This is a genomic window from Vibrio sp. nBUS_14 (assembly GCF_051201655.1).
Taxonomy (GTDB): Bacteria; Pseudomonadota; Gammaproteobacteria; order Enterobacterales; family Vibrionaceae; genus Vibrio.
This window is the reverse complement of record NZ_CP179207.1, coordinates 888,655-910,737: the sequence shown is the minus strand read 5'-3', so window position 1 is coordinate 910,737 and position 22,083 is coordinate 888,655. Positions and strand designations below refer to the sequence as shown.

At 43.4% G+C, this 22,083-nt stretch carries 17 protein-coding genes and 6 pseudogenes; 11 read left to right on the top strand and 12 right to left on the bottom strand.

Going from position 1 to position 22,083, the window contains the following annotated elements:
• Positions 1-101: 101 nt before the first annotated feature.
• Genes ACMAZD_RS21665 through ACMAZD_RS21655 form a run of 3 tightly spaced genes read left to right on the top strand, consistent with a single transcriptional unit; the run spans position 102 to position 1,317 of the window.
• Positions 102-557, top strand: coding sequence for a nitrate reductase cytochrome c-type subunit (locus ACMAZD_RS21665; RefSeq protein ID WP_435249430.1), 456 nt, complete (start codon positions 102-104; stop codon positions 555-557).
• Positions 558-586: 29 nt separating this feature from the next.
• On the top strand, positions 587-1,168 hold the full coding sequence (locus tag ACMAZD_RS21660; RefSeq protein WP_017105877.1) for a NapC/NirT family cytochrome c: 582 nt from the start codon (positions 587-589) through the stop codon (positions 1,166-1,168).
• Between the two features lie 11 nt (positions 1,169-1,179).
• A complete protein-coding gene (locus tag ACMAZD_RS21655) occupies positions 1,180-1,317 on the top strand; it encodes a TIGR02808 family protein (protein WP_008219295.1) in 138 nt (45 codons plus the stop codon).
• Positions 1,318-1,461: 144 nt separating this feature from the next.
• Here ACMAZD_RS21655 and phaC read toward each other — a convergent pair.
• Positions 1,462-2,691, bottom strand: a pseudogene (gene phaC, locus ACMAZD_RS21650) (class I poly(R)-hydroxyalkanoic acid synthase); the annotation flags it as partial.
• 90 nt (positions 2,692-2,781) lie between these two features.
• Here phaC and ACMAZD_RS21645 point away from each other — a divergent pair.
• Positions 2,782-3,543 carry an IS5 family transposase gene (locus ACMAZD_RS21645; protein WP_435249429.1) on the top strand — a complete coding sequence of 254 codons (762 nt, stop codon included), beginning with the start codon at positions 2,782-2,784 and terminating at the stop codon, positions 3,541-3,543.
• A 33-nt stretch (positions 3,544-3,576) separates the two neighbouring features.
• Here the strand turns inward: ACMAZD_RS21645 and ACMAZD_RS21640 are convergent.
• From ACMAZD_RS21640 to ACMAZD_RS21625, 4 genes and pseudogenes are all read right to left on the bottom strand, one after another.
• Positions 3,577-4,173: pseudogene (locus ACMAZD_RS21640) on the bottom strand (class I poly(R)-hydroxyalkanoic acid synthase); the annotation flags it as partial.
• A gap of 75 nt (positions 4,174-4,248) precedes the next feature.
• Complete coding sequence (locus ACMAZD_RS21635; protein WP_435249428.1) at positions 4,249-4,596, bottom strand: phasin family protein; 348 nt, start codon at positions 4,594-4,596, stop codon at positions 4,249-4,251.
• A gap of 109 nt (positions 4,597-4,705) precedes the next feature.
• Positions 4,706-5,967: pseudogene (locus tag ACMAZD_RS21630) on the bottom strand (acetyl-CoA C-acetyltransferase).
• A 26-nt stretch (positions 5,968-5,993) separates the two neighbouring features.
• Positions 5,994-6,734 (bottom strand): SDR family oxidoreductase, encoded by a 741-nt coding sequence (locus tag ACMAZD_RS21625; protein ID WP_435249427.1) that lies wholly within the window; start codon positions 6,732-6,734, stop codon positions 5,994-5,996.
• 579 nt (positions 6,735-7,313) lie between these two features.
• On the opposite strand from ACMAZD_RS21625, the gene ACMAZD_RS21620 reads away from it, so the two are divergent.
• Positions 7,314-8,933, top strand: a complete 1,620-nt coding sequence (locus ACMAZD_RS21620; protein WP_435249426.1) for an IS1634 family transposase — start codon at positions 7,314-7,316, stop codon at positions 8,931-8,933.
• A 91-nt stretch (positions 8,934-9,024) separates the two neighbouring features.
• Here ACMAZD_RS21620 and ltrA read toward each other — a convergent pair.
• Positions 9,025-10,317: pseudogene (gene ltrA / locus ACMAZD_RS21615) on the bottom strand (group II intron reverse transcriptase/maturase).
• A gap of 686 nt (positions 10,318-11,003) precedes the next feature.
• Between ltrA and ACMAZD_RS21610 the strand changes: the two are divergent.
• Positions 11,004-11,924 carry an IS5 family transposase gene (locus tag ACMAZD_RS21610; RefSeq protein WP_435246996.1) on the top strand — a complete coding sequence of 307 codons (921 nt, stop codon included), beginning with the start codon at positions 11,004-11,006 and terminating at the stop codon, positions 11,922-11,924.
• A gap of 120 nt (positions 11,925-12,044) precedes the next feature.
• Here ACMAZD_RS21610 and ACMAZD_RS21605 read toward each other — a convergent pair whose 3' ends face one another.
• Positions 12,045-12,722 (bottom strand): hypothetical protein, encoded by a 678-nt coding sequence (locus tag ACMAZD_RS21605; protein WP_435249425.1) that lies wholly within the window; start codon positions 12,720-12,722, stop codon positions 12,045-12,047.
• Positions 12,723-12,789: 67 nt separating this feature from the next.
• Here ACMAZD_RS21605 and ACMAZD_RS21600 point away from each other — a divergent pair.
• Both ACMAZD_RS21600 and ACMAZD_RS21595 read left to right on the top strand, forming a co-directional pair.
• A pseudogene (locus ACMAZD_RS21600) lies at positions 12,790-13,437 on the top strand (hypothetical protein).
• 269 nt (positions 13,438-13,706) lie between these two features.
• On the top strand, positions 13,707-13,949 hold the full coding sequence (locus ACMAZD_RS21595; protein WP_102435739.1) for a hypothetical protein: 243 nt from the start codon (positions 13,707-13,709) through the stop codon (positions 13,947-13,949).
• A 194-nt stretch (positions 13,950-14,143) separates the two neighbouring features.
• Here ACMAZD_RS21595 and ACMAZD_RS21590 read toward each other — a convergent pair whose 3' ends face one another.
• Positions 14,144-14,602, bottom strand: a complete 459-nt coding sequence (locus ACMAZD_RS21590) for an Lrp/AsnC family transcriptional regulator (RefSeq protein WP_017105870.1) — start codon at positions 14,600-14,602, stop codon at positions 14,144-14,146.
• Positions 14,603-14,772: 170 nt separating this feature from the next.
• Here ACMAZD_RS21590 and ACMAZD_RS21585 point away from each other — a divergent pair, with 170 nt between their 5' ends.
• Both ACMAZD_RS21585 and ACMAZD_RS21580 read left to right on the top strand, forming a co-directional pair.
• The gene (locus ACMAZD_RS21585; RefSeq protein ID WP_435250529.1) at positions 14,773-15,702 is read left to right on the top strand and encodes a DMT family transporter; all 930 of its coding nucleotides are present in this window, start codon (positions 14,773-14,775) and stop codon (positions 15,700-15,702) included.
• 185 nt (positions 15,703-15,887) lie between these two features.
• Positions 15,888-16,355, top strand: a complete 468-nt coding sequence (locus ACMAZD_RS21580; RefSeq protein ID WP_435249424.1) for an exoribonuclease R — start codon at positions 15,888-15,890, stop codon at positions 16,353-16,355.
• A 106-nt stretch (positions 16,356-16,461) separates the two neighbouring features.
• On the opposite strand, the pseudogene ACMAZD_RS21575 reads toward ACMAZD_RS21580, so the two are convergent.
• A pseudogene (locus ACMAZD_RS21575) lies at positions 16,462-16,713 on the bottom strand (sensor histidine kinase); the annotation flags it as partial.
• Between the two features lie 224 nt (positions 16,714-16,937).
• Positions 16,938-17,279, bottom strand: coding sequence for a YggL family protein (locus ACMAZD_RS21570; protein ID WP_435249423.1), 342 nt, complete (start codon positions 17,277-17,279; stop codon positions 16,938-16,940).
• 254 nt (positions 17,280-17,533) lie between these two features.
• Here ACMAZD_RS21570 and ACMAZD_RS21565 point away from each other — a divergent pair, with 254 nt between their 5' ends.
• Complete coding sequence (locus ACMAZD_RS21565) at positions 17,534-19,561, top strand: PhoX family protein (protein WP_435249422.1); 2,028 nt, start codon at positions 17,534-17,536, stop codon at positions 19,559-19,561.
• Between the two features lie 272 nt (positions 19,562-19,833).
• Here ACMAZD_RS21565 and ACMAZD_RS21560 read toward each other — a convergent pair whose 3' ends face one another.
• Together ACMAZD_RS21560 and ACMAZD_RS21555 are read right to left on the bottom strand one after the other, a co-directional pair.
• Entirely contained in the window at positions 19,834-20,454 is a 621-nt protein-coding gene (locus ACMAZD_RS21560; RefSeq protein WP_435249421.1) for a LysE family translocator, read from the bottom strand.
• A 268-nt stretch (positions 20,455-20,722) separates the two neighbouring features.
• Complete coding sequence (locus ACMAZD_RS21555) at positions 20,723-22,009, bottom strand: DEAD/DEAH box helicase (protein ID WP_435249420.1); 1,287 nt, start codon at positions 22,007-22,009, stop codon at positions 20,723-20,725.
• Between the last annotated feature and the right edge of the window lie 74 nt (positions 22,010-22,083).

The following is a 22,083-nucleotide window of genomic DNA, read 5'->3' as shown; positions in this document are numbered from 1 at the left end:
AGAAACGAATTCTTATGTATTTGATATTGGGCTACTGTTTTCTATAAAGTTTGAAAAAAGTAGTCCTCTCAAAGAATTAGCCTTTAGGCGGAGAAATTAACATGAAAAAACTGATTACTGCCCTACTATCAGCTGGTCTTTTGCTAGCTGGTGCAGTTCAAGCTGAACTGGATAACCCAGGCGGCATTGGTGGCGTAGAATCTCTACGTGGTGCAAGTGAACTTGAAGCAACTCGCGCAGCAGATGACTTCAAAAAATTCCCTCGAGACCAAGTACTCGAGAGTGACTACGTATACCAACCACCTCTAGTGCCTCATACTATTCGTAACTATGAAGTTTCTCTTAACGCGAACAAATGTCTTTCTTGTCACAGCTGGAAAAACGCAAAAGAAATGGGTGCGACTAAAGTGAGCGTGACTCACTACATGAACCGTGAAGATGCGGTACTTGCAGACGTTTCACCTCGTCGTTATTTCTGTCTACAGTGTCACGTACCTCAAGCGAATGCTAAGCCACTAGTTGAGAACGAGTTCAAACCTGTAGATTCACTGCGTTAATCGTAGCCAGACGGTAAGAGAGGCTATATATGATAAAATTACTTAAAGCGTTTTGGAAAAGACTCGCGACACCAAGTAAAGCAGCGGTAGGCGTTGTACTTTTCTTGGGATTCGCAGGCGGTCTCTTGTTCTGGGGTGCATTTAACACAGGCATGCAAGCAACCAACACGGAAGAGTTCTGTTCTGGTTGTCACGCTCCTATTGTTGCTGAAATCCAAGAAACAATTCACTATTCTAACCGCTCAGGCGTTCGTGCTATCTGTTCAGATTGTCACGTACCTCACGAGTGGACAGATAAAATTGTTCGTAAGGTTCAGGCATCTAAAGAGTTGTACGCGCACTTTATTGCAAAAACCATCGATACTGAAGAAAAGTTCAAAGCACGTCGTGCTCACCTTGCTGAACGTGAGTGGAAACGGATGAAAGGCAATGACTCACTTGAGTGTCGTAACTGTCACCAGTTCGATTACATGGACTTCTCAGAGCAGAGCCCTCGTAGTGCGAAACAACACTCAACGGCTCTAGCTTCTGGTGAAAAAACATGTGTAGATTGCCACAAAGGTATCGCACATAAACTACCAGACATGCACGGTGTTGAAGGCTGGCAATAAGGAGCAATTGAATGAGTACTTTAGAAAGCGTAATTTGGCACATCCTAGGTTACAGTGCTATGCCAGTTATCATTCTTGGTGGCTTTGTAGGTGTTGCAGCCGTATCTCTTTGGATTTTATCTATGGGTAAAGACAAAGAAATCGATTAAGAGTCGAAATCACTTCAATTTATGCCAATCATTTTTGAGATGAGTTGATACTAGAAAGCCACTGAACTCAGTGGCTTTCTTATTGCCTGGAGCTTCGTAATTCTATTGTTAAGGTATTTCTACTGTTAAGTAAGAGGAAAAACGTTACGCTTGGTTTTTCGAAGCGTCTGGATCGACGATCTCTTTATCGACAACTGCTTTATCAACAATCGGCAGCACCTGTTTTACATAGTTACCCGGCGCCTTGCCAATCACAGGGTGAAGCTCTGAACCTTGATTGAAAGGTTCGATTTTCTCGTCAGCTTCAAAGCCTTGTAACCATTGATCCCAATGTGTCCACCATGACCCTTCATTATGGCTTGCGTTATTTAGCCATTCGTCAGCAGAGTCGTCTAGGTTGTCGTTCAACCAGTAGCCGTATTTCTTTTTCTCTGGATGGTTAACAATACCTGCGATATGACCCGACTCGCCTAAAACAAACGTTTTGTTGCCACCTGTGTTTAATGCACCACGGTAAGTCCCTTGCCACAAAGCAATATGGTCTTCTTTGGCTGAGATAAAGTAGCTTGGTATTTTGATCTTATTCAAATCAATCCAAACACCACCTATTTTCACGCCTTTATCTTGAACCAGTTTGTTTTCAAGATAGAGCTCGCGCAGCAAGAAGTTATGACATTTAGCCACCACGTTAGTGCTATCACTGTTCCAGTACAATAGGTCGAACTCCATCGGGCTACTCCCTTTGAGGTAGTTATCAATGTAGTAGTTCCAGTACAAGCTGTTCTCTCGAAGTAAACTGAACGTCACGCTCAACGATCGACCATCCATGTAGCCTTTTGCGTCGTTCTGTTTCTCAATCGCGTCGATTATCGTCTCATTGATGTACGCCCCAACCTCACCCGGCTGAGAGAAATCTAATAACGTGGTAAAGAAGGTCGCCGTTTTTATACGTTTTTTCATGCGCTTAGCCGCATAGTAAGCCACCGTAGAAGCGAGTACCGTACCGCCAATACAATAACCTGCGGCATTGATTTGTTCTTTACCGGTAATGTCTTCAATAGCGGTAACCGCCTTAACGACACCTTCCGTGACATAGTCACCGAATTCTTGGTCTTTCTGCGCCTCACCCGGATTGCGCCAAGACATCATAAATACGCTGTGCCCTTGGTCAAGTAGCCAACGCACCATCGAATTTTTTTCACGGAGGTCGAGAATGTAGTACTTATTGATAAACGGCGGAACGATCAACAATGGTGTCGCATTAACTTGTGGTGTCTTTGGGTGGTACTGAATCAGTTCAAACAAATCATTTTGAAAGACGACATCACCTTCTGTATTCGCGACATCCACACCCAGTCGGAATGCGTTGTTATTAGGGCGTGTTGATCTTTCGTGAGTGTTTTTTGAACAGCATGGTAAAGAGTTATAATTTGCTTCGCCAAAAGTAAAACCATAACCAATACCATGCCAAGAACAATGCTAACTGATATTCGCTGGGAACTGCTACTCCAAGTTATGAAAAGTACAGGTCGTATTTACGATAAAACTGAACATCGAATGACATTTGAAGGAATACTTTATCGAATGAGAACAGGTATTCCTTGGCGAGATCTACCCTCTGAGTTCGGAGAGTGGAGTACCGTTTACAGACGATTTAATCTTTGGTCAAAGAAAGGGATTTTAGATAATCTTTTCATAAGCTTATCTAGCATGGCTGACTTTGAATGGGTATTTCTTGATGGCTCTATAGTTAGAGCGCATCAGCATAGTACAGGTGCAGCTACTGAAAGTTCAGAGCAAATAGGAAAAAGTCGCGGGGGCAACTCAACCAAAATTCACTTAGCTGTAGATAGTGGTGGCCTGCCGATTTGCTTTGATTTATCAGAGGGACAACGCCACGATATAGTGCATGCCGAAAGCTTAGTTGAGCAACTCGATGAAGTTAATACCATCGTTTGTGATAAAGGATATGACAGCGAACCTTTCCGTACTTTTGTTAAGGAACGTGGCGGAGAAACAGTAATTGCTAAACGCAATTACGGACAAGATATAGACAAAGACAGTATGGATTGGTGTCTATACAAGTATCGTCACTTGGTCGAAAATGCCTTTGGGAGAATTAAGCATTATCGAGCTATTTCAAGTAGATATGACAAGCTAGAAAGGAATTATGCCAACATGTTATCACTGGCATTCATGTTAATGTGGCTACCGATGTATTGTTGAACACGGAATGTACAGCAAAGATCAACACGCCCTAGTCATGCGGATTTTAAGGATGTCAGCGCTCGCTTCCACGTCCGCTTGCAACTGCTCTAACCCATCAAGAAGGTTCTCACCATTTCTCTCCAGAGTCAGCTTCATCAACTCCGGGTTAGTCGCGATAAAATTGCTTGGGGACATGGCATTGATAGCCTGACGTGAAAAGAACGCTACACGCTCTTTGGTTTTCTCGTCAATGCCTTCAATCGAGTTAATGGTATCGATATAGCTTTTACTAAACAACAAGTAAGATTGCTTGATGAAGCTATAGAAAGGGTCGTTCTTCCATGCATCATCGATAAAACGCTTGTCACCACGATCTTCAGTGATAATGCTTTCAGTGTTACCCATCAGTGCTGCGTTTTGCCAGATTTTCAGTTGCTGTTCCCACCATTGGGATTGCAGCTGAAGTAGAACGGCTGGTTGGTTTGCGGCTTGCTCGAAGATTTTTGATGCGTCATCAAAATTCAGTTCTTGCATCGCTTGATTAAGGGGAGATTGCACGGCTTCCTTGTTTTTTTCAAAATTTTCCCACCATTGCTGGTTCGTTTGTTGAAGCTTAACAAGGTAGTCCGAAAAGAAGTGTTGAAACATAACATGACTCCAATAATCGGAAAATCGCCACCAAGCCGCTCAGGCCAAACTGTACTAGCTCGATGGCGACTAGTTTTATGCAGGTGTAACTGTTTTCAAGTTTTCAGTTGTTAGTGTTTCAACATCTTCTTTGAACTCTTTTGCAGCAGCTTGCATTTTTGAGCTGTCACTCATCATCTGTTGAGACAGCTGAGTTAGCGCTGCTAGCTGCTGGCTGTTGAATGCAGTTAGGCTGTTTACATCTTTGATTTCACTGACTGCTTTCATTTGTGCAAGACCCATGTCGGTATAAGTCTGTAGCGCATTCATTTGTAGTTCGGTCATTGTTTGAACGTTCTTTGCAACCAACTTGTTGAACTTTAAGTACGGTTCAAATTGCTTTTCAGTCTGGTCAGTAATTGTTTTGAAAATATCCGTGTACATAAGTAACTCCTGGTGAATACATAGTTAGTGAAGAAATAGCTTAATAAAGAAGTAGTTAAAAAATAAATAGCTTAAAAACTAATTTGGCTCGCCTACGGCATGTCGAGTTCTAACCCTCAATACCTTTAAGCAAAACAGCAGTTCCCATTCCCCCGCCCACACAAAGTGAAGCAACACCATAATTGGTATGTTGCTCGATCATTTCGTGGATGAGTGAAACAATAATTCGGTTACCTGATGCCCCTAGAGGGTGACCAAGTGCGATAGCGCCACCGTTGACATTAATTTTAGATTTGAACGCTTCAAGCGGAAGATCATGTTGTTCAGACAACTGGTACATTACGCCTAACGCCTGTGCAGCGAAGGCTTCATTCAACTCAAACAACTCGACTTCTTCTAAAGTTAAATCCGCTTTGTCTAACGCTTTAGATACCGCTTCTACTGGACCTAATCCCATGACCTTTGGGTCTAAACCAGATTGTGCGTAGCTACTTAGCTCTACCAGTGGCGTCAAGCCATATTTCACAACCGCAGATTCAGACGCTAAAATAATGGCACTTGCGCCATCATTGATGCCTGACGCATTTCCAGCGGTAACAGTTCCTTCTCGGTTGAATGCCGGACGGAGCTTTTGCAAGCCATCAAACGTCGCATCAGGCTTAGGGTATTCATCCGTATCAAATGTCAGCGTTTGTTTGCGCTGTTTAATTTCGACAGGGACGATTTGTCCTTTGAATTTGCCCGCTTCGATTGCGGCTACCGCTTTCTGCTGGCTTTCTAACGCGTAGTTATCTTGTGCGAGACGCGAAATATTCAAAGCGTTAGCGATGTTTTCAGCCGTCATGCCCATGTGATAATGATTGAACGCGTCTGTTAACCCATCACTCACCAGCAAGTCCTTCATTAAGATGTCACCCATCTTGTGCCCGTTGCGAATACTCGGTGGCACAATAAAAGGAATCTGAGACATCACCTCAACACCCGCAGCAATAACGACTTCAGCATCTTTTGCTTTGATGTGAGCCACAGCATCCATAACCGATTTCATACCGCTGCCGCAGATCATGTTGACGCCATAAGCCGGGACTTCTTCAGCAAGGCCTGCGTAGAGAGAAGCTTGACGCCATAAGCCGGGACTTCTTCAGCAAGGCCTGCGTAGAGAGAAGCTTGACGGGCAACACCCATTCCTTGTCCCGCAGAAATCACGTTCCCAACAATTACTTCATCAATCACGTTTAATGGAACATCTGCAGACTCCAGCGCCCCTTTAATCGCGACGCCCGCTAACTCACCGGCTGTGATGCTTTTTAATGACCCAGTAAATGCACCAATAGGTGTGCGCTTTGCAGCAACAATAAATACCTTTTCCATCATCCAATCCCCTTAAGTTTCACTTATTAGTGCATGTACAAGCCGCCATTCACAGACAGTGTTTCGCCTGTAATGTACGCGCCAGATTCACTTGCTAAAAAGCCTACTGCGTCTGCAATTTCTACAGGCGTCGCTAAACGTTTCATTGGGATTTGGTTTTTAATCGAATCAAGGACTTCAGGCTTCATTTGCTCAACCATAGGCGTGCCAGTATAGCCAGGGGCGACCACATTTACTGTCACACCACTTCTTGCACCTTCAGCAGCCAGTGCTTTTGAAAAACCAATCATTCCAGCCTTTGCTGCGGAATAGTTGGTCTGTCCGAACTGACCTTTAAGACCGTTCACTGACGAAATATTGATGACTCGGCAGTTACCCTTTTCACACATCGGTGCAAAAAGAGGCTGTGTCATATTGAAAAGGCTATTGAGGTTAGTCTCAATCACCTCTTTCCAAGCTTCGGCATTCATCTTTTTGAAGACGCTATCACGTGTAATACCTGCGTTGTTGACCAAAACATCCACTGTGCCTTCTTCTTCTAACAACTTGCTCAAGCTCTGCGCACATTCAGAGGTGTTGGTGACATCTAATTCAAACAATCGCACTTGCTCTTCAGTAAATTGTTTTTCGTTAAACCAATCCAGTGCGCACTGATAATTTCCAGTAAAATAGGTCGCGATAACACGATAGCCATCCGCGACTAATTTAGAAGAAATTGCTGAGCCGATACCGCCTTTTGATCCTGTAATTAAAGCAAGCTTTTTCATTAATGGTTCCATCCCTTACAAGCAATTAAATAACAATGGTGTTAATAAGATAATGTCTTAGTCGATAATTAAACTTTACGTTTTTCTTAATTAAAGATTACATCTAAAATAAAAAAGTATTATTACAAATAAAAAATATTTGCATGTTATGGCTAAAAATCTGACTTACATCCCAAAACCTATGAAATGTTACGCTTATGTGAAATCCAACAAACTACTGATATCCAAAGACTTTATTAAGCATTAATTATATCACCAAGTCGATAAGCCTTTGTTTACTTTACATAAAATGACACTACTTAACGTGTTTCAATGAGAATGCAATATTGGGAAAGTAAACAATTGATCGTAGGAATAATATCGAGATTTCTATTTCCTATTAATAAATCTATCGAGGTGTTTCTATATAAATTTCAATATAAGTAAATATTAAATTCACATTATCTAACCGTCATTCCGCAGCCAATTCTAGATTTTAATTAGTGTGATCCCACGATCATTTATCAATAATGATTGCAGTTGAGACTTGACGCAGATCCCCCGTTTTGATCTATTACTTTTATTTGCCGGTAACTTGCGATGTCTGCTCCTCAACCTGTCATAAAACGCTTAGATCATCTTGGATTAATCGCTGCATTCTGTCATGAGATTGATTTACCCGGGCTTATCGACCGCATAATTCCTAAGTATTCAGAGCATAATGTCTCACACGGTGATGCCGTTCTAGCCATGATTTTGAACGGTTTGGGCTTCCATAGTCGAACATTGCATATGTTTTCTGACTTTTTCGAGACAAAGCCAATATCAAAGCTGCTTGCTAAAAACATAGAAGCGTACCACTTAACTGATGATGTTCTTGGGCGCACATTAGATGCTTTATTTGAAGCTGATGTATCTATTTTATATCAAGTTATTGCAGAGCATACCGTTGAAAAATTGGGCCTCAAGACAGAGTCTGTCCACCTTGATATAACGAGTTTCCATGTTGATGGTGAATATGCTCAATCAGCAGAGGATGACATTAATTCTATTCAACTCGTCAAAGGTTATAGTCGAGATCACCGACCTGAATTGAATCAGGTTGTCCTTGAATTAATTTGTGAAAATCAAGCAGGGCTCCCTGTTTATATGCAGGCTCTCAGTGGAAACACGAACGATGCAAAAGCATTTGCAGAGGTCACTAAGCGCCATATTCACTGTCTTAAAGCCGCGCAAAATAGTCGTTACTTTATTGCTGATGCAGCTTTATACACGTCAGACAGTATTTGCTCACTTGATGAACAAAAGCAGAAGTTCATTACACGCGTCCCAATGACCATTAAAATGGCCAAACAAGCTCTACTGGCATTATCGCCAGCGCAATTAGAGCCTATCGGTAATGGTTATTCGGGGCACTGGATTGAATCTGATTATGGCAACGTGAAGCAGCGATGGTTGTTAGTGAACAGCGAGCAAGCGACAAAGCGAGAAGAAGCCACTTTTTATAAAAATTTGGATAAAAATCTGACCAAAGAGCTTAAATCTCTAGCTCAATTAGCTAAGAAACAATTTGCCTGTGCGACTGATGCACAAAAGGCTATGAGTGAATTTCAGAGTCAATGCCAACTGTTGAGTTTCGAGCAAAGTGAGATACGGCAAGTGCCCGAGTTTGCTGGCCGAGGGCGCCCTAAAAAAGATGAGGTTCCAACTGGATACCACTACAAAATTGAAGCAAATCCGTTCACTGATTTAGAAAAAGTAAAACTCGCGAAGCTTAAAGTTGGTATGTTCATTCTTGCGACCAATGATACTGAAAGTACCGATCTCGATATGGCTGCGTTACTGGAACACTACAAGTCACAACAGAAAGTCGAGCGAGGTTTTCGCTTCCTTAAAAGCCCTGAGTTTTTAACATCATCTATCTTCTTAAAAAAACCACAACGCATCGAAGCTTTACTCATGATAATGACCTTAAGCCTAATAGTTTATGCTGGACTCGAGCATAAGATACGTGAAGAGTTGGCTGTTACTGAAGAATTTTTTCCAAGCATGGTTAAGAACAAAACCACATCTAAGCCAACTGCTCGCTGGGTGTTTTTAAAATTTGAAGGGGTCGATACACTTGAGTTCGGCGAACAATGGTTTATCACCGGCATTCAAGACCATCAGAGGAGATTGCTTCAATTGCTAGGTAAGCTATATGAAGCAATTTATTCCTAAATGAGGTGCGGAATGTCGGATCTAACATTATGACCAGATGAATGAAAGTGAATGGAATCGAGTAGGAGGAGGCCTCGCAGCCTCCGTCCTCTCACACCACCGTACAAGCGTGGGTCGCATACGGCGGTTCCGAATATACTTTCAGTGACTCGTACCCATCTCTTAATGAGTACAGCCCCAACCCCTCGAACCATTTTATTGGCATGGCGTGATTAACCTGTGGCGTTAAAGCTAGATGCCACCAACCCTTATCTGACATCGCTAGCTTCCACGCATTACGCTCCGTTACACCTTGTCGCTGTAACCATGTCGCTATGCTGTGTCTGCGTTTGCGCTGCTTTAGTCGGTAGCACCTTAGCCTACGCCGTATCCATTCATCTAAGCGCTGCATTGCACTTTTACGAACAGTAAGCTTGAAGTAGTGTTGCCATCCTCTTAGATATTGAGTTAACTCCGTGATTATCACCTGTAACTCTCGTCCTCGATTTCGCTTCGTTATCTGACGTACTCGCTTCTTCATTTGAGCTTGTGCCGTCTTCGATATCCCGATTGTTCCGTCTATCTGGAAGCGATGGCTTAGGTAAGTTCGCTTTGTCACTCTCGTTGCTGCACTTTTCTTACGGTTTACCGTCAGCTTTAGTTTCTGCTCCAAGAACTCCGTTATCGACTCTTTGACTCGATGAGCGGCTTCCTCACTACGCACGTAGATTTGGCAGTCATCTGCATATCGACAGAACTTATGCCCTCTACGCTCTAACTCTTTATCCAGTTCATCTAATACAATATTTGATAGTAGCGGAGATAATGGCCCACCCTGGGGTGTGCCTCGTTGTCTCTGCTCAACTAGTCCATGTCGCATTATGCCTACCTGTAGGTATGACCTAATTAGCTTTAACACGCGTTTATCAGCAATATCTTGTGACAGCCTGTGCATTAGCCTATCGTGATTCACTGTATCGAAGTATTTTGCTAGGTCTATATCTACTACATAACCTCGACCCTCTCGGATGTAGCGACTGGCGGCCGCCAATGCATGGTGCGCACTGCGGTTGGGTCTAAACCCGTAACTATTGTCGGAGAACTTCGGCTCATAGATACATGACAGCACTGATGTGATTGCCTATTGGACTACCCTATCAAGGACTGTTGGGATACCTAATTGCCTTACGCCACCACTAGCTTTGGGGATTTCTACACCAAGAACAGATTGAGGTTGATAGCTTCCATCCAGAAGAATCTGGCGAAGCTCTTGCCCGTTTGATGCCTGTCGAAGTCTTGAGATAGTGGCGTTGATGTCGAGCTTGTCGACTCCTGCACACCCTTTGTTCTTCTTCACGCGTCTAAGAGCTTGATTCAAATTGGTTGAAGAGCAAATTTGCTCCATCAACGAAGTTGAGGTCACCAAGACTCGCCCTCCTGTCTACGCCGACCATGCTTGTCATTCTTCGTATCCATGAGCTTTACTTGCGGTATTGCCCTTTGGGACGTAGAGATGAGTTTCATCTTGCTATGACTCCACATGATTGAGTGTCTAGTGACTGCTTCTTGATATATTCAGTTCAGGCCTTCCTTTGAGTTGTACATTCTCAAAGTACTATGCCTTCTGCTGACTTCTTATTGTCCATCACACAACATCACTGCTGTATTAGTCTCTATTGAGACAAACAATAAGATCTCCCGAGGTAAGGCGTTGTTCTTTCCCTTGGCTGTGCCTGATTTACCACTACACACTTCCCGTCGAGGCATTGGACTATTCTATCTATGGCTAGGTTGCCCAAGTTGTAATGGCCTACTATCAGATTTCTGTTCGTCACAACCAAGTTTTGCCATTTGCTTCCTTCAGATTTCACCTCACGGTGAACACCCTTGCATAGGCTAACGGTTCTCGCTCGACTGAGCCCGTAGAGGACTTTCACCTCCTAGATCAACGCCATGCTCGGCGCACAAATAAAAAAGCCCACTCTCAAGAGAGTGGGCTTTCAGTCTAAATCGGCCTTGTTGCTTAAATCGATGGAACTAAATCAGGAAGCTACGATCTGATCGGATACACCCATCAATCGTCGTAGTCTCATGCCTAAACCTCGTTACAAAACAACTAACTGGAAGCAGTATAATAAAGCCTTAATCAACCGTGGCTCTCTGACCTTTTGGATTGATGAGGAGACGTTAGCCGAGTGGAAGCAAAACAAACAAGGCAAGCGTGGTAGACCTCGCCGATTCAGCGACTTAGCCATTACTACCGCTCTGATGGTGAAACGCGTTTTCTCTATGCCATTGAGAGCGCTGCAAGGTTTTCTAGACTCCGTCTTTAAGCTGGCTAACATCCCTCTGGTTTGCCCACACTACACCTGTATAAGTCGTCGATCTAAGGATGTTGAGGTTTCATTTAAAACTAAAACCAGAGGTGCGATACAACACCTAGCCATTGATGCCACTGGTCTCAAGGTTTATGGCGAAGGTGAATGGAAGGTCAAGAAGCATGGAACTGATGGGAAGCGAAGAGTCTGGCGTAAGCTGCACATCGCAGTAGATACAAGCACCCACGAAATAGTCGCAGCAGAGCTGAGCTTATCTAACGTAACCGATGCCGAAGTGCTCCCCAACTTACTCAATCAGACACGTCGGAAAATCATTGAGATATCAGGTGATGGCGCTTATGACACAAGGAATTGCCATGATGCCATACGGATCAAGCGAGCTGTTCCGCTCATCCCACCAAGAGAAGGGGCTGCCTTCTGGGAGCGTGGTCACCCCCGAAATCTCGCCGTGGGTTGCCAGAAGTTATATGGCTCAAATAAGTATTGGAAAGAGCGGTATGGCTATCATAAGCGCTCTCTATCAGAGACCGCGATGTACCGAGTAAAACAGCTGCTAGGTGGGAAATTAAGCCTGAGGAACTACAACGCTCAAGTTGGCGAGACTTACGCTATGATTAAAGCCCTGAATAAGCTTACAGGGCTTGGTATGCCTGAAACACAGTATATCGATTAAGAATTAAGCACAATGGGGCAGGCATGCCTTCTCTCTGAATTAAGCAACAAAGCCGTCTAAATCAATAAATAGAAAGGCTAATCACTATTAATAAATCTGATATTAATGGCGAAGTAAATCCTAATTAGTAAATATTTCATTTGTATTTACATCTAAATAAATTTTATTTTCAATCGATAACCCGCCGCAATAAATGAAATAGGCATCTCGGTCACTGTACTTAACCGATTTCACCCAACCACCTAACTCCTCAAAGTCACTTGGGTCACATTCACCATCAGAGATCAGCTGGGCAACCGTATTGCGAAACTTCTCTTTATGGATCTTAAGATCGTCGGATTTAACCAGATATGAATCCAATATCTCTATGCTTTCTTTCTCAGAAATAATCACTCCATCATTGGATAAGCCAGACATCGAAACCCATTCAGCTGTCTGTGGTCCGCCTTCTTTTAGAACGATGTAATCTGAGATACGAGCCCACTCACCTTGCTTTTCAAGTACTTCGACTTTTTCACCTTTGTAGAGGTAATCGGTTATTAAGCCATCAACTTCTGGTTGTTCTACCACTTCAAGCTTTCTATCCTGAACGTAAAACTCTGTCTGTTCTGGTTCTGGTTTAAGCTCCATGATCGGTTTTAAATCATCTTCAGTCTGAACAACTTCTTCAACGGACTCTTCGGTTTTCTCTGCTGGTAGTGAGTCTTTTTTCATAATAAAGAAGTAGTACGCCGCTCCTCCTCCGCCCAATATTAACAATACAAGTAAAGCGATCAGCGCTTTTTTCATCAAATCCACCAGCTCTTCCGTTTTAGGGTTACTTCAAGTGTACATCAACTCATGCTTCCACTCATCTATACTCTCTATAGAGAGCACGGTAAGTAGAGGAAAGTCATGCGTTTTTTGGGTAAAGGTTATCATTACGAGTCTACCTTTAATTGCCAATGTCGCGGTCGCAAGCCATTGCGATCGTGAAAACTGGCAAACACTGTTGGATCGCCAACTCGTATTTGAAGGTCGCTACAACCAATACACCAAAGGATTCAACCAAGTTCTCTCAACCTATAAATCACAAACACTGCTATCTAAACACTTCAACGAAACACAGATCATTGAGCTTTGGGCTTTGGGCTTTGGGCTTTGGGCTTTGGGCGAAGTATGAAGTATGAAGTATGAAGAAAGGTTTAATGTGCAGCTCAATAGTCATATGAGTACCGCTTTTGATGTCTCTAAAGTTTTGTTAAAACAGGTATACGTCATCTCTAGCGAACTACAGGGAGCTCAGTTTCTCACTCGCTCATGGCAAGCTGTTGCTCAGCACTGTGCTAAGGCAAAGCTACCGCGCCAATCTGAAAGCGCACAGTTACACGTAACAAGTTCACAATCGCTCTCGAAAGATCTTCATACACTCAGAAATAAATTCCGTCGGCTGTCGTCAAAGTATCGTAAAGAAGCCAATATGATAGATGAAGTACGCCATGCAAAAGCACCAATAAACGATGCTTCAAACTGAAACCCACACTCGACTTTCTCTGCTCATCGACCGGATTTCTCGTCATAACGGACCATTGTCCTGTAAAAATATCCAGAAAAAACCGCTAATCAAATCTTTATCAATAGCCTGTAAACTAATGTGCTAACCATCAACAATAAAGTTCACTTTCCGACCAATGCAAGCAAATATGTGAGATATTCATCACAAAATAGATTTACAAACGCCAGAAAATTGTTATCATGATTATTCATATAACTTAATAACAAGAAATATTTTGGCTAGGTAATATGCAAAAGACTATGGCTTTCAACTGCTTGAGTAACACGGAAGGGACTGCAGAGATAAGAGGTAAACTTTTATCTGTTGCTAAACACATGGAAGAGTTCGGTTCAGTAAGTGAGCTTGAGCTATGTAAGATATTTGGAGAGACAATTTGGAATGATGGTGTGGATTACCATTCACATGCTTTTTCATTCAGAATTAATGTTAAAACCGGAGATTGTTCAATCTCCAACTTTAAATATCACTGATTTTGCACCTACACATACGGAGTACCTTTCACAAGGTGCTCCTTTTTTATGTCTGCTATCTTAAGCCGTCGAGCCTAGTCTAGTTTTTGTGACTTTTATCAGCAGTAGATCTTTTCTTTTTCAGCTCACTGATCAACCTTAATTTGTAATCGCCCCCCTTTCAGCTTAATCGAGCTTATTTAGAACAGTCAATCTTAGTCAACATAGACAGGCAATGGTGCATTACCTTTCACTTGTCTGATCGCGAGATGGGTATGTATGTCCTTTACGTTAGAGAGCCGTTGCAGCTTTCTTGTAAACGCTTCATAGGCCATAAGATTTGGGCTGACCACTTCTAACAGATAATCATAAGCGCCAGATACCACGTGGCAGCTGATCACTTCTTCCATTTCGACGATAGCACCCTCAAATTTATCGATCGACACTTCTTGGTGATTATTTAGACTCACCTCAACGAAGACACTCATGGCAATTCCGACTTGTTCTCGCGATAGACTGACGCGATAGCCGTCGATGATCCCTTTTTCTTCCAGCCTTTTAATTCGTCGTGCACACGGAGAAGGTGATAAACCCACTTCGTCCGCTAATTCGGCGGTCGTCAATCTGCCGTCTTTTTGCAGCAATTCGAGTAGATGTCTGTCAATTCTGTCCATAGAAACGCGAAACCTTAGTTTATGAGAAAATCAAATTGAGTAGAATGAGTTAACATTCCAATAAATATTAGCAAAAATCATCAAGCCAAGCTCAAATAAGGTCAAAACTTGCCAACTTGTGGCACAACTCTTAATTCATAATTAAGCACCATCCATTGTCCTTGTTTACTATGAATCTTGGCTACCTATCTATCGTGATTACTCTGCTCATCTGGGCAAGCTTTTTTCTCTCACTAAAAGGGGGCGCAAATTCAGCTCTGACACCCGCTGATATTGCACTCACCCGATTTCTCATTCCTGCCTTAGTTCTATTTCCTTTACTCTGGAAAGCCCGCGATGCTATCTCTTCAGTGCCCAAGCGCTACCTTGCTGGCATGTTTGCTGGCAGTGGCCTCCCCTATTTATTAGTCACCGGCACGGCGATGCACTTTGTACCCGTTTCACATGGTAGTGCGCTCGTACCGGGCACGTTGCCTCTCTTTGTGACGGGTATTGCGGTACTTTTATTCAAACAACCGCTCAGTCTACACCGTATTGCCGGGCTCAGCTTAGTCCTATTGGGGATCTTACTGTTCTTAGGGAGTAGCCTAAGTGATTTCAACTTTGAATACACAAAAGGCCACCTGCTATTCCTGTGTGCGAGTTTAATGTGGGCAACCTTTACCATTTCGGCTCGTGTCGCCAACCTTAACGCGCTAGTCAGTGCAGGGTTTATTTCCTTATCATCGACCCTGTTATTACTATTATTGATCTTAACAGGAACATTACCTAGCCACCTTATGGTCACGCCAATAGCGCAATGGCCAATAGCGGAGCTTTCAATACACTCAGCGATACAAGGCGTTGGTGCTGGTTTAGTAGCGGCGTTCACTTACCTTTATGCGGTTAACACCTTAGGGGCTGAGCGTTCAGCTGCATTCGGTAGTGCGACTCCGGCCATCGCGACATTGTTGGCTATTCCACTGTTTAACGAAATACCGGACACCGTAACTTGGGTTGCACTAGGTTCGATTTGTATAGGCAGTTTGGTGGCAAGCAACATCTTTATGAAAGACGATCAGTCCATGCAGTACCGACCACCGACTCACAAAAGGGCTTAACACGCTTCACTTAGCGAAATGAACCCTTTATGAGTTCATTCCGCTTGAGCTCAGGCAAACAAAGCTCAATTGATTGAAAGCGTCAGTTAATCGCCCTTCTAGATCCGCACTCACTAGAATCTGCTTTTTCTGAGCTCACTTCTCCATTAAACTGTACGACCTTTTTGCTCATCCAAGAGAACGCTATGCAACGCGATTACACTTTAACTTGCTTAAACACCATGCCTCGTGAAGAACTAGAAGAATTTAGTTTAAGAATGATCCATCGTCTTGTCTCTGAAGATGCGATGACAGAGTTGTTTACTTTTGAGCAGGAAGAAGTCATCAGTGAAGAGCGCATGCAATCAGCGAAGTTTGACGCTATGCTACGAATGACTGCAATCGCACTGAGTGAAGTGAACCTAGCATTTAGTGAGTCAGATAACTCACAACAAAACATCGAACGCATGACACGTCTATTGCTTTGGCACTTCTACGCGATGTCGTTCAACCTTGAGCAAGCTATCGACCTTGAGACTCATTGTAAGAAAGTAGAGAAGACTTTGGTAAACGCACCGACAGAAGCATTTGGTTGGGTAAAAGAGCTGATAGAGCTTCTTCATTTTTACGCGAAAGTGAATGAAGACAACGAAGAAGGAAACAAAGACGCTTAAAGCCTCTTCAACTTAAAAGCTTCTCAACGAGTTGCTCGCGCCTTAGTGAACAACTCGTCTATAACCTAAGCTGAAAGACGCAAAAGCTATACAAAGACAAGTAACGCTATATCGACGGCACATAGAAGCTTTGCTGAAATGAGTTCTCTGCCTTCGTCTCTAACATACTCTAATGCAACATTAGTATCGACTGAGCGATTTTGGTCCCGATACCCAATGACCCATTTGGCGCTTCCTGCTCAATCTCATTATGGATCACGACCTTGACTCGTTTTACATCCGACTCTAAACCAACACTCAAAGACACCATCGCCCCACTAGGTTTGTGCCTCAACGCATTATCTAACAAGTTTAAAAGCGAGCAGCTGAGAGTTGCTTCCGCCTTCTGCTAAGTCTTCGAATAACCATAGCTTCACTAACTTCCTGTGAAGCTATAAAAGAACAGAGTGTGAAGAAAAATGGGACGAAACAAACGCAAAAAGGCCGAATCGATATACCGATTCGGCCTTTGTTCTGGCATATTGTTGCTCATTTTAAAAGCCGTAACAGGCCTCTACGTTGAGCTAACAGCACAACATCAATTTAGAATGCGTAGTTTGCGTCAATAAGTTCGCTAACTTCAACTTTACTTACTTCAGCGCGAGCTTCAAGCCATTGTGCAACTTGCAGTTGCTCTGCTTCTGTTACTGAACGGTAACGCTCAATAGAGCATAGGAAACCTTCAAACAACTCAAGGCCACCACCACCAAAGCACAGACCGATGCTATCGATGAAGTCGATGAACTCATCAATGAACACATCGTATTGGTCAAAATCAGTAATCGATGTCTTGCAGCTTACTTCAAAACCCAGAATCGCGAATTCACCTAGGTATAATTTCTTGCGAAGGCGGCGATTTTTGTTTTCGATTCTATCTAATTTCATAACTGTCTCTCTCTACGTTTAATAAAACACTTATGCACAGTTCCTCTTCATTTCCCAAGAGTTTTGTATTGCTCATCACGCTTAATCGCAAAAATCGTGCTACAGAAACAAAACCTTAATCGAATCTATAAAAATCTGTCACTTAACTACTTCAGGATAGCGCACACATTGAACCAGTTTATTAACTAATCGATTAATAACCGAGCTAGTCATGAATAACCCATAATAATTACAGCCAATAGGAAGCAGTACAGATGAGCAAGGAAACATTTGATAGCACTCGTTTCAATAAGAGTAAAAACAAACCATTCGAAGAAGTACTCGACGCTAACCTATCCAGAAGAAACGTTTTGAAAGGCGGTTTAGGTATCAGTGCAATGACGGCGTTCGGAGCGTTCGGCTTAGCGGGTCATAGCACAGCTCACGCTGCAACAGCATCATCAAACGGAGCACAAAAAAGCGCTGCTACGTTGGCATTCGAATCAGTTAAAGGTTCATTAACAGACAACGTAGTCGTACCGAAAGGCTACACGGCACAAGTACTGGTTCCTTGGGGCACTCCGCTTAACAAGCAAGGCAATGCCTGGCTAAAAGACGGAACAAACAACACACAAGACCAAGCCAACGCGCTTGGTATGCACCACGATGGCATGCACTTCTTCCCATTAGACGGCAACAGCAATGATGGCTTGTTGGTTATCAACCACGAATACATCGACCAAAAAGCACTGCACACCAATGGCCCAACATACAATGAAGGCGCTCGCCCTAGCATTGATGAAGTGCGTAAAGAAATCAACGCACACGGTGTAAGTGTGGTTCGCATCAAGCTTGAAGACAATCAATGGGTAATGGTCGATAACGATCCACTAAACCGTCGTTATACGGGCGCTACCGTGATGGATCTTTCTGGACCTGTTGCCCATAGTGAGTTCACCAAAACCAAATTCTCACAAGATGGCAGCCAAGCACGTGGCACACTGAATAACTGTGGTAACGGCTACACGCCTTGGGGCACCTACCTAACTTGTGAAGAGAACTGGCCAGGCTACTTTGTCAATAAAGGCACAACGACACCAGCTCAAGAGCGTATTGGCATCGCAACGGATAAAACACGCTACGGTTGGGACACGCTTTCTGGCAACCAACAAGAACGACTAGACGAGTTCGTACGCTTTGATGTGACACCAGCAGGCGAATCAGCAATGGATGATTACCGTAACGAAGCACACGGTCACGGCTATATCGTTGAAATCGACCCATACACCGCAAACTCTCGCGCGAAGAAACGTTCTGCACTGGGTTGTTTCCGTCATGAAGGTTGTACGTTTGGCAAACTTACTGAAGGCGAGCCAATCGTATTCTATTCTGGTCACGACTCTCGTTTTGAATACCTATACAAATTCGTTTCTGAAGTGAAATGGGACGCACGTGATGCTCAACCAAGCAATCGCCTAAGTGCCGGTGACAAATACATGGATAAAGGCACGCTGTATGTAGCGAAGTTCAACGATGACGGTTCTGGTACGTGGTTACCGCTAACACTTAGCAGCTCTACAACGAACGGCGGCAAACTTGGCGACTCGTTTGATTCTCAAGCAGCACTTATCATCAATACGGCTGGCGCAGCCGACCTTGTTGGTGCAACACCAATGGATCGTCCGGAATGGTGCTCAGTTGACCCAATGACAGGTACAGCCTACCTAACGCTGACGAATAACAACAAACGTAAAGAAGCAAACTCAGCTAACCCTCGCATGAATAACAAGTTTGGCCATGTTATCCGTTGGGATGAAGGCAAAACAGCAGGCGAATTCGATTGGGATATCTTTGTATTTGGCTCACCAGCAGTAGAAGATACTTCTATCAACCGCTCTGGATTAACAGACATGAACCAGTTTGCTAGCCCGGATGGATTAGCGTTTGATGCTCGTGGAATTTTATGGATTCAGACGGATAACGGCGCGGACGAAGTCACTGGCTACACCAATGACCAAATGCTGGCAGTGGTTCCATCTCAATTAACAGATGGCAAAGGCAACAGTGCGGTGATTGATGCCAACAACCAAGCACAACTTAAGCGTTTCTTTGTTGGTCCAAACGGATGTGAAGTAACAGGTTTTACCATTAGTCCTGATTACAAATCATTGTTTGTGAATATTCAACACCCTGCAAACTGGCCTTCTTCAAGTGACGCAACTACGCAAACTCAAGGAAGTGTTCGCCCAAGATCATCTACGGTTGTGATTCGTCGTGAAGACGGTGGTGAAATCGCGGTTTAAACAGAGCTCTAAAGCTGGGCTCTTTGATATCGATAGTAATTAAAAGCGGCTCAATCTAAAGACGTTAAAACGAAAAAGAGCGATAAGGTTAAATTCCCTATCGCTCTTTTTATATTCAATTCAATATTCGGTTTGAGTAAGAATCCGAGCCTTCAAAACTTATCGTCATTAAAAGAGATCGTCATCCCAAGCTCTCGTCACTCTCGAGAAGGAGGAACGACTGAAGCGGGGATCTCTAACCGTTATCGTTGATCGCAATACCGTTATCACAGTTAACTCACGAACAACCATACACCAACACCCATCATCAAAGTACCAGCAATACGGTTCATCAACTTAACATTGTCTGCCTTGCCGAGCATATGTTTTAAGCTCTTGCCGCCTGTCGCGTACAAAGTCATACAAACAAACTCAGAAACAAGGATGATAGACACAAGAATCAACAACTGAGGCGCTAAGTCGACATTGCTATTGATGAATGGGGGCAGTAACGAAACCATAAATGCCCACCCTTTAGGATTCGCGATTGCCGTTACGAAGCCTTGCACCACCAAATCCCAATCATTACTGACTTTGGTTGCTTGTTTATCGGTACTGATCGCTAGCTTTCCTCTTGAACGCCACATTTGAACACCCAAGTAGAACAAGTAACCGGCGCCAATAAATTTAAACCCAGTAAACAACCACGGGTAATTAAGCATGATTGATGCAATGCCCAATACAGCGGCAACTGACACAACAGCCACACCCGCAAGTTCACCAACCATCATCCATAATGTTCGCTTATAGCCAATACTCATACCCAACGTCAAAGCCAAGGTCATACACATACCGGGCGTGATTGACACAAAGAAGAACGTTGGAATAAAAGCCCAAAGCAGCGCGCTATCCATATTATTACCCTATCGACTTATTTTTATTTGATGCGTTGTTTCTACAGCGGTTATTGAGCGAAGCTGTATCGTAGCTTAACTTTGTAAGAACTAAGCTTTGTAAGAACCAAGCTATGCAGTGACCACGCTTTATAGTGACGAATTCTTATACCGACTCATCTTATTACCACGAGTTTATGTTGAGACAAAATAGTATTGAACCCTAAACACAAACAGCACAACCAAAAAGAGCCACATCACAGTGGCTCTTTTCGATCACCGATCGTAATTACTTACGACGGTTTTGAATTCGCTTCATCATAGTTAAACGACGCTCAGCGCTTGCTTGATCTGGTTTTTCTTCGTTTGCGTTGTTCTTACGACCCTGACGGTTTTTGTAAGCCGATTTAGTGTTTAGCTTCTCGATGTAAGCGTCACGTTTCTTCGGCTCGTAACCCGGCTGCTCAATACGACGAATACGTTGTTGAATCAGTTTTTCAACTTGAACAACAGTCAGCTCTTCTTCGCGGTTAACGAAAGAAATTGCGTGACCTTGTTTACCAGCACGACCAGTACGGCCAATGCGGTGAACATAATCTTCCGCAAGGAAAGGCATGTCGTAGTTAATTACGTGTGGTAAATCTTCGATATCAAGACCACGAGCTGCAACATCAGTTGCTACCATCACACGAGCTCTACCTTCTTTGAAGTCATCCAATGCACGACGACGAGCACTTTGTGCTTTATCACCGTGACAAAGTACCGCTTTAATACCGTCTAATTTAAGCTCTTTAACTACATCATTCGCTGTTTCTTTGTAGTTCACGAACACAAGAACCTGACGCCAGTTTTTACGACCGATCAGCTCAGAAAGTAGCTCTGTTTTACGCTCTTGATCCACTGGGTACACCACGTGGCCTACCGTAGCAGCCGTTGAGTTTTCACGCTCAACACTAATACGTTTTGGTTTACGCAGAATATCTACAGACAGTTGGTTTAACTGAGTTGATGTTGTCGCTGAGAACATCATGATTTGTGGAGAGGTTTCCACATCTAACATGATCTTGCGAACAGCATTGATGAAGCCCATATCAAGGATACGGTCAGCTTCATCGAATACTAGGAATTCTAGGTTAGCAATAGACACGTTACCCGCTTCTAAGTGCTCTTCTAAACGGCCTGGTGTTGCAACCAAAATATCTACACCCAGTTCTAATTGACGAACTTGTGAAGACATCTTGTTACCACCGTAAACCGCTGAAACGCTTAGTTCAGTATATTTAACGTAGTCTTTGATGTTTTGAGCGATCTGCGCAGCGAGCTCACGAGTCGGAGCAAGAATAAGGCCGCGAGCCGTTCCTCTAGACGCCTTTTTACCGCTGTTCAAAAGGTGTTGGATAACAGGCAATGAGAATGCCGCTGTTTTACCCGTACCGGTTTGGGCAGTAGCAAAAATATCATGGCCTTTACGAGCCATTGGAATCGCTTTTTGTTGAATTGGTGTGAGTTTCTCATAACCACATTCAGTCAACGCTTTGACTAATTCAGGAGCCAAACCTTGAGAGGAAAATGACATTGTTACGGGTTCCTTAAGCAGACAGCCTATGTTCTTATTTTAGCCGAGCACTATAAAGTAATTAGAGTGATTTA

Bases quoted from the DNA above. Each gene is read 5' to 3' on its own strand.
- ACMAZD_RS21645 (WP_435249429.1), top strand. From the start codon at position 2,782: ATGCCAAGAACAATGCTAACTGATATTCGCTGGGAACTGCTACTCCAA.
- ACMAZD_RS21590 (WP_017105870.1), bottom strand. From the start codon at position 14,602: ATGGACAGAATTGACAGACATCTACTCGAATTGCTGCAAAAAGACGGC.
- ACMAZD_RS21565 (WP_435249422.1), top strand. From the start codon at position 17,534: ATGAGCAAGGAAACATTTGATAGCACTCGTTTCAATAAGAGTAAAAAC.
- ACMAZD_RS21560 (WP_435249421.1), bottom strand. From the start codon at position 20,454: ATGGATAGCGCGCTGCTTTGGGCTTTTATTCCAACGTTCTTCTTTGTG.
- ACMAZD_RS21660 (WP_017105877.1), top strand. From the start codon at position 587: ATGATAAAATTACTTAAAGCGTTTTGGAAAAGACTCGCGACACCAAGT.
- ACMAZD_RS21585 (WP_435250529.1), top strand. From the start codon at position 14,773: ATGAATCTTGGCTACCTATCTATCGTGATTACTCTGCTCATCTGGGCA.
- ACMAZD_RS21570 (WP_435249423.1), bottom strand. From the start codon at position 17,279: ATGAAATTAGATAGAATCGAAAACAAAAATCGCCGCCTTCGCAAGAAA.
- ACMAZD_RS21655 (WP_008219295.1), top strand. From the start codon at position 1,180: ATGAGTACTTTAGAAAGCGTAATTTGGCACATCCTAGGTTACAGTGCT.
- ACMAZD_RS21610 (WP_435246996.1), top strand. From the start codon at position 11,004: ATGCCTAAACCTCGTTACAAAACAACTAACTGGAAGCAGTATAATAAA.
- ACMAZD_RS21595 (WP_102435739.1), top strand. From the start codon at position 13,707: ATGCAAAAGACTATGGCTTTCAACTGCTTGAGTAACACGGAAGGGACT.
- ACMAZD_RS21625 (WP_435249427.1), bottom strand. From the start codon at position 6,734: ATGAAAAAGCTTGCTTTAATTACAGGATCAAAAGGCGGTATCGGCTCA.
- ACMAZD_RS21555 (WP_435249420.1), bottom strand. From the start codon at position 22,009: ATGTCATTTTCCTCTCAAGGTTTGGCTCCTGAATTAGTCAAAGCGTTG.
- ACMAZD_RS21665 (WP_435249430.1), top strand. From the start codon at position 102: ATGAAAAAACTGATTACTGCCCTACTATCAGCTGGTCTTTTGCTAGCT.
- ACMAZD_RS21580 (WP_435249424.1), top strand. From the start codon at position 15,888: ATGCAACGCGATTACACTTTAACTTGCTTAAACACCATGCCTCGTGAA.
- ACMAZD_RS21635 (WP_435249428.1), bottom strand. From the start codon at position 4,596: ATGTACACGGATATTTTCAAAACAATTACTGACCAGACTGAAAAGCAA.
- ACMAZD_RS21620 (WP_435249426.1), top strand. From the start codon at position 7,314: ATGTCTGCTCCTCAACCTGTCATAAAACGCTTAGATCATCTTGGATTA.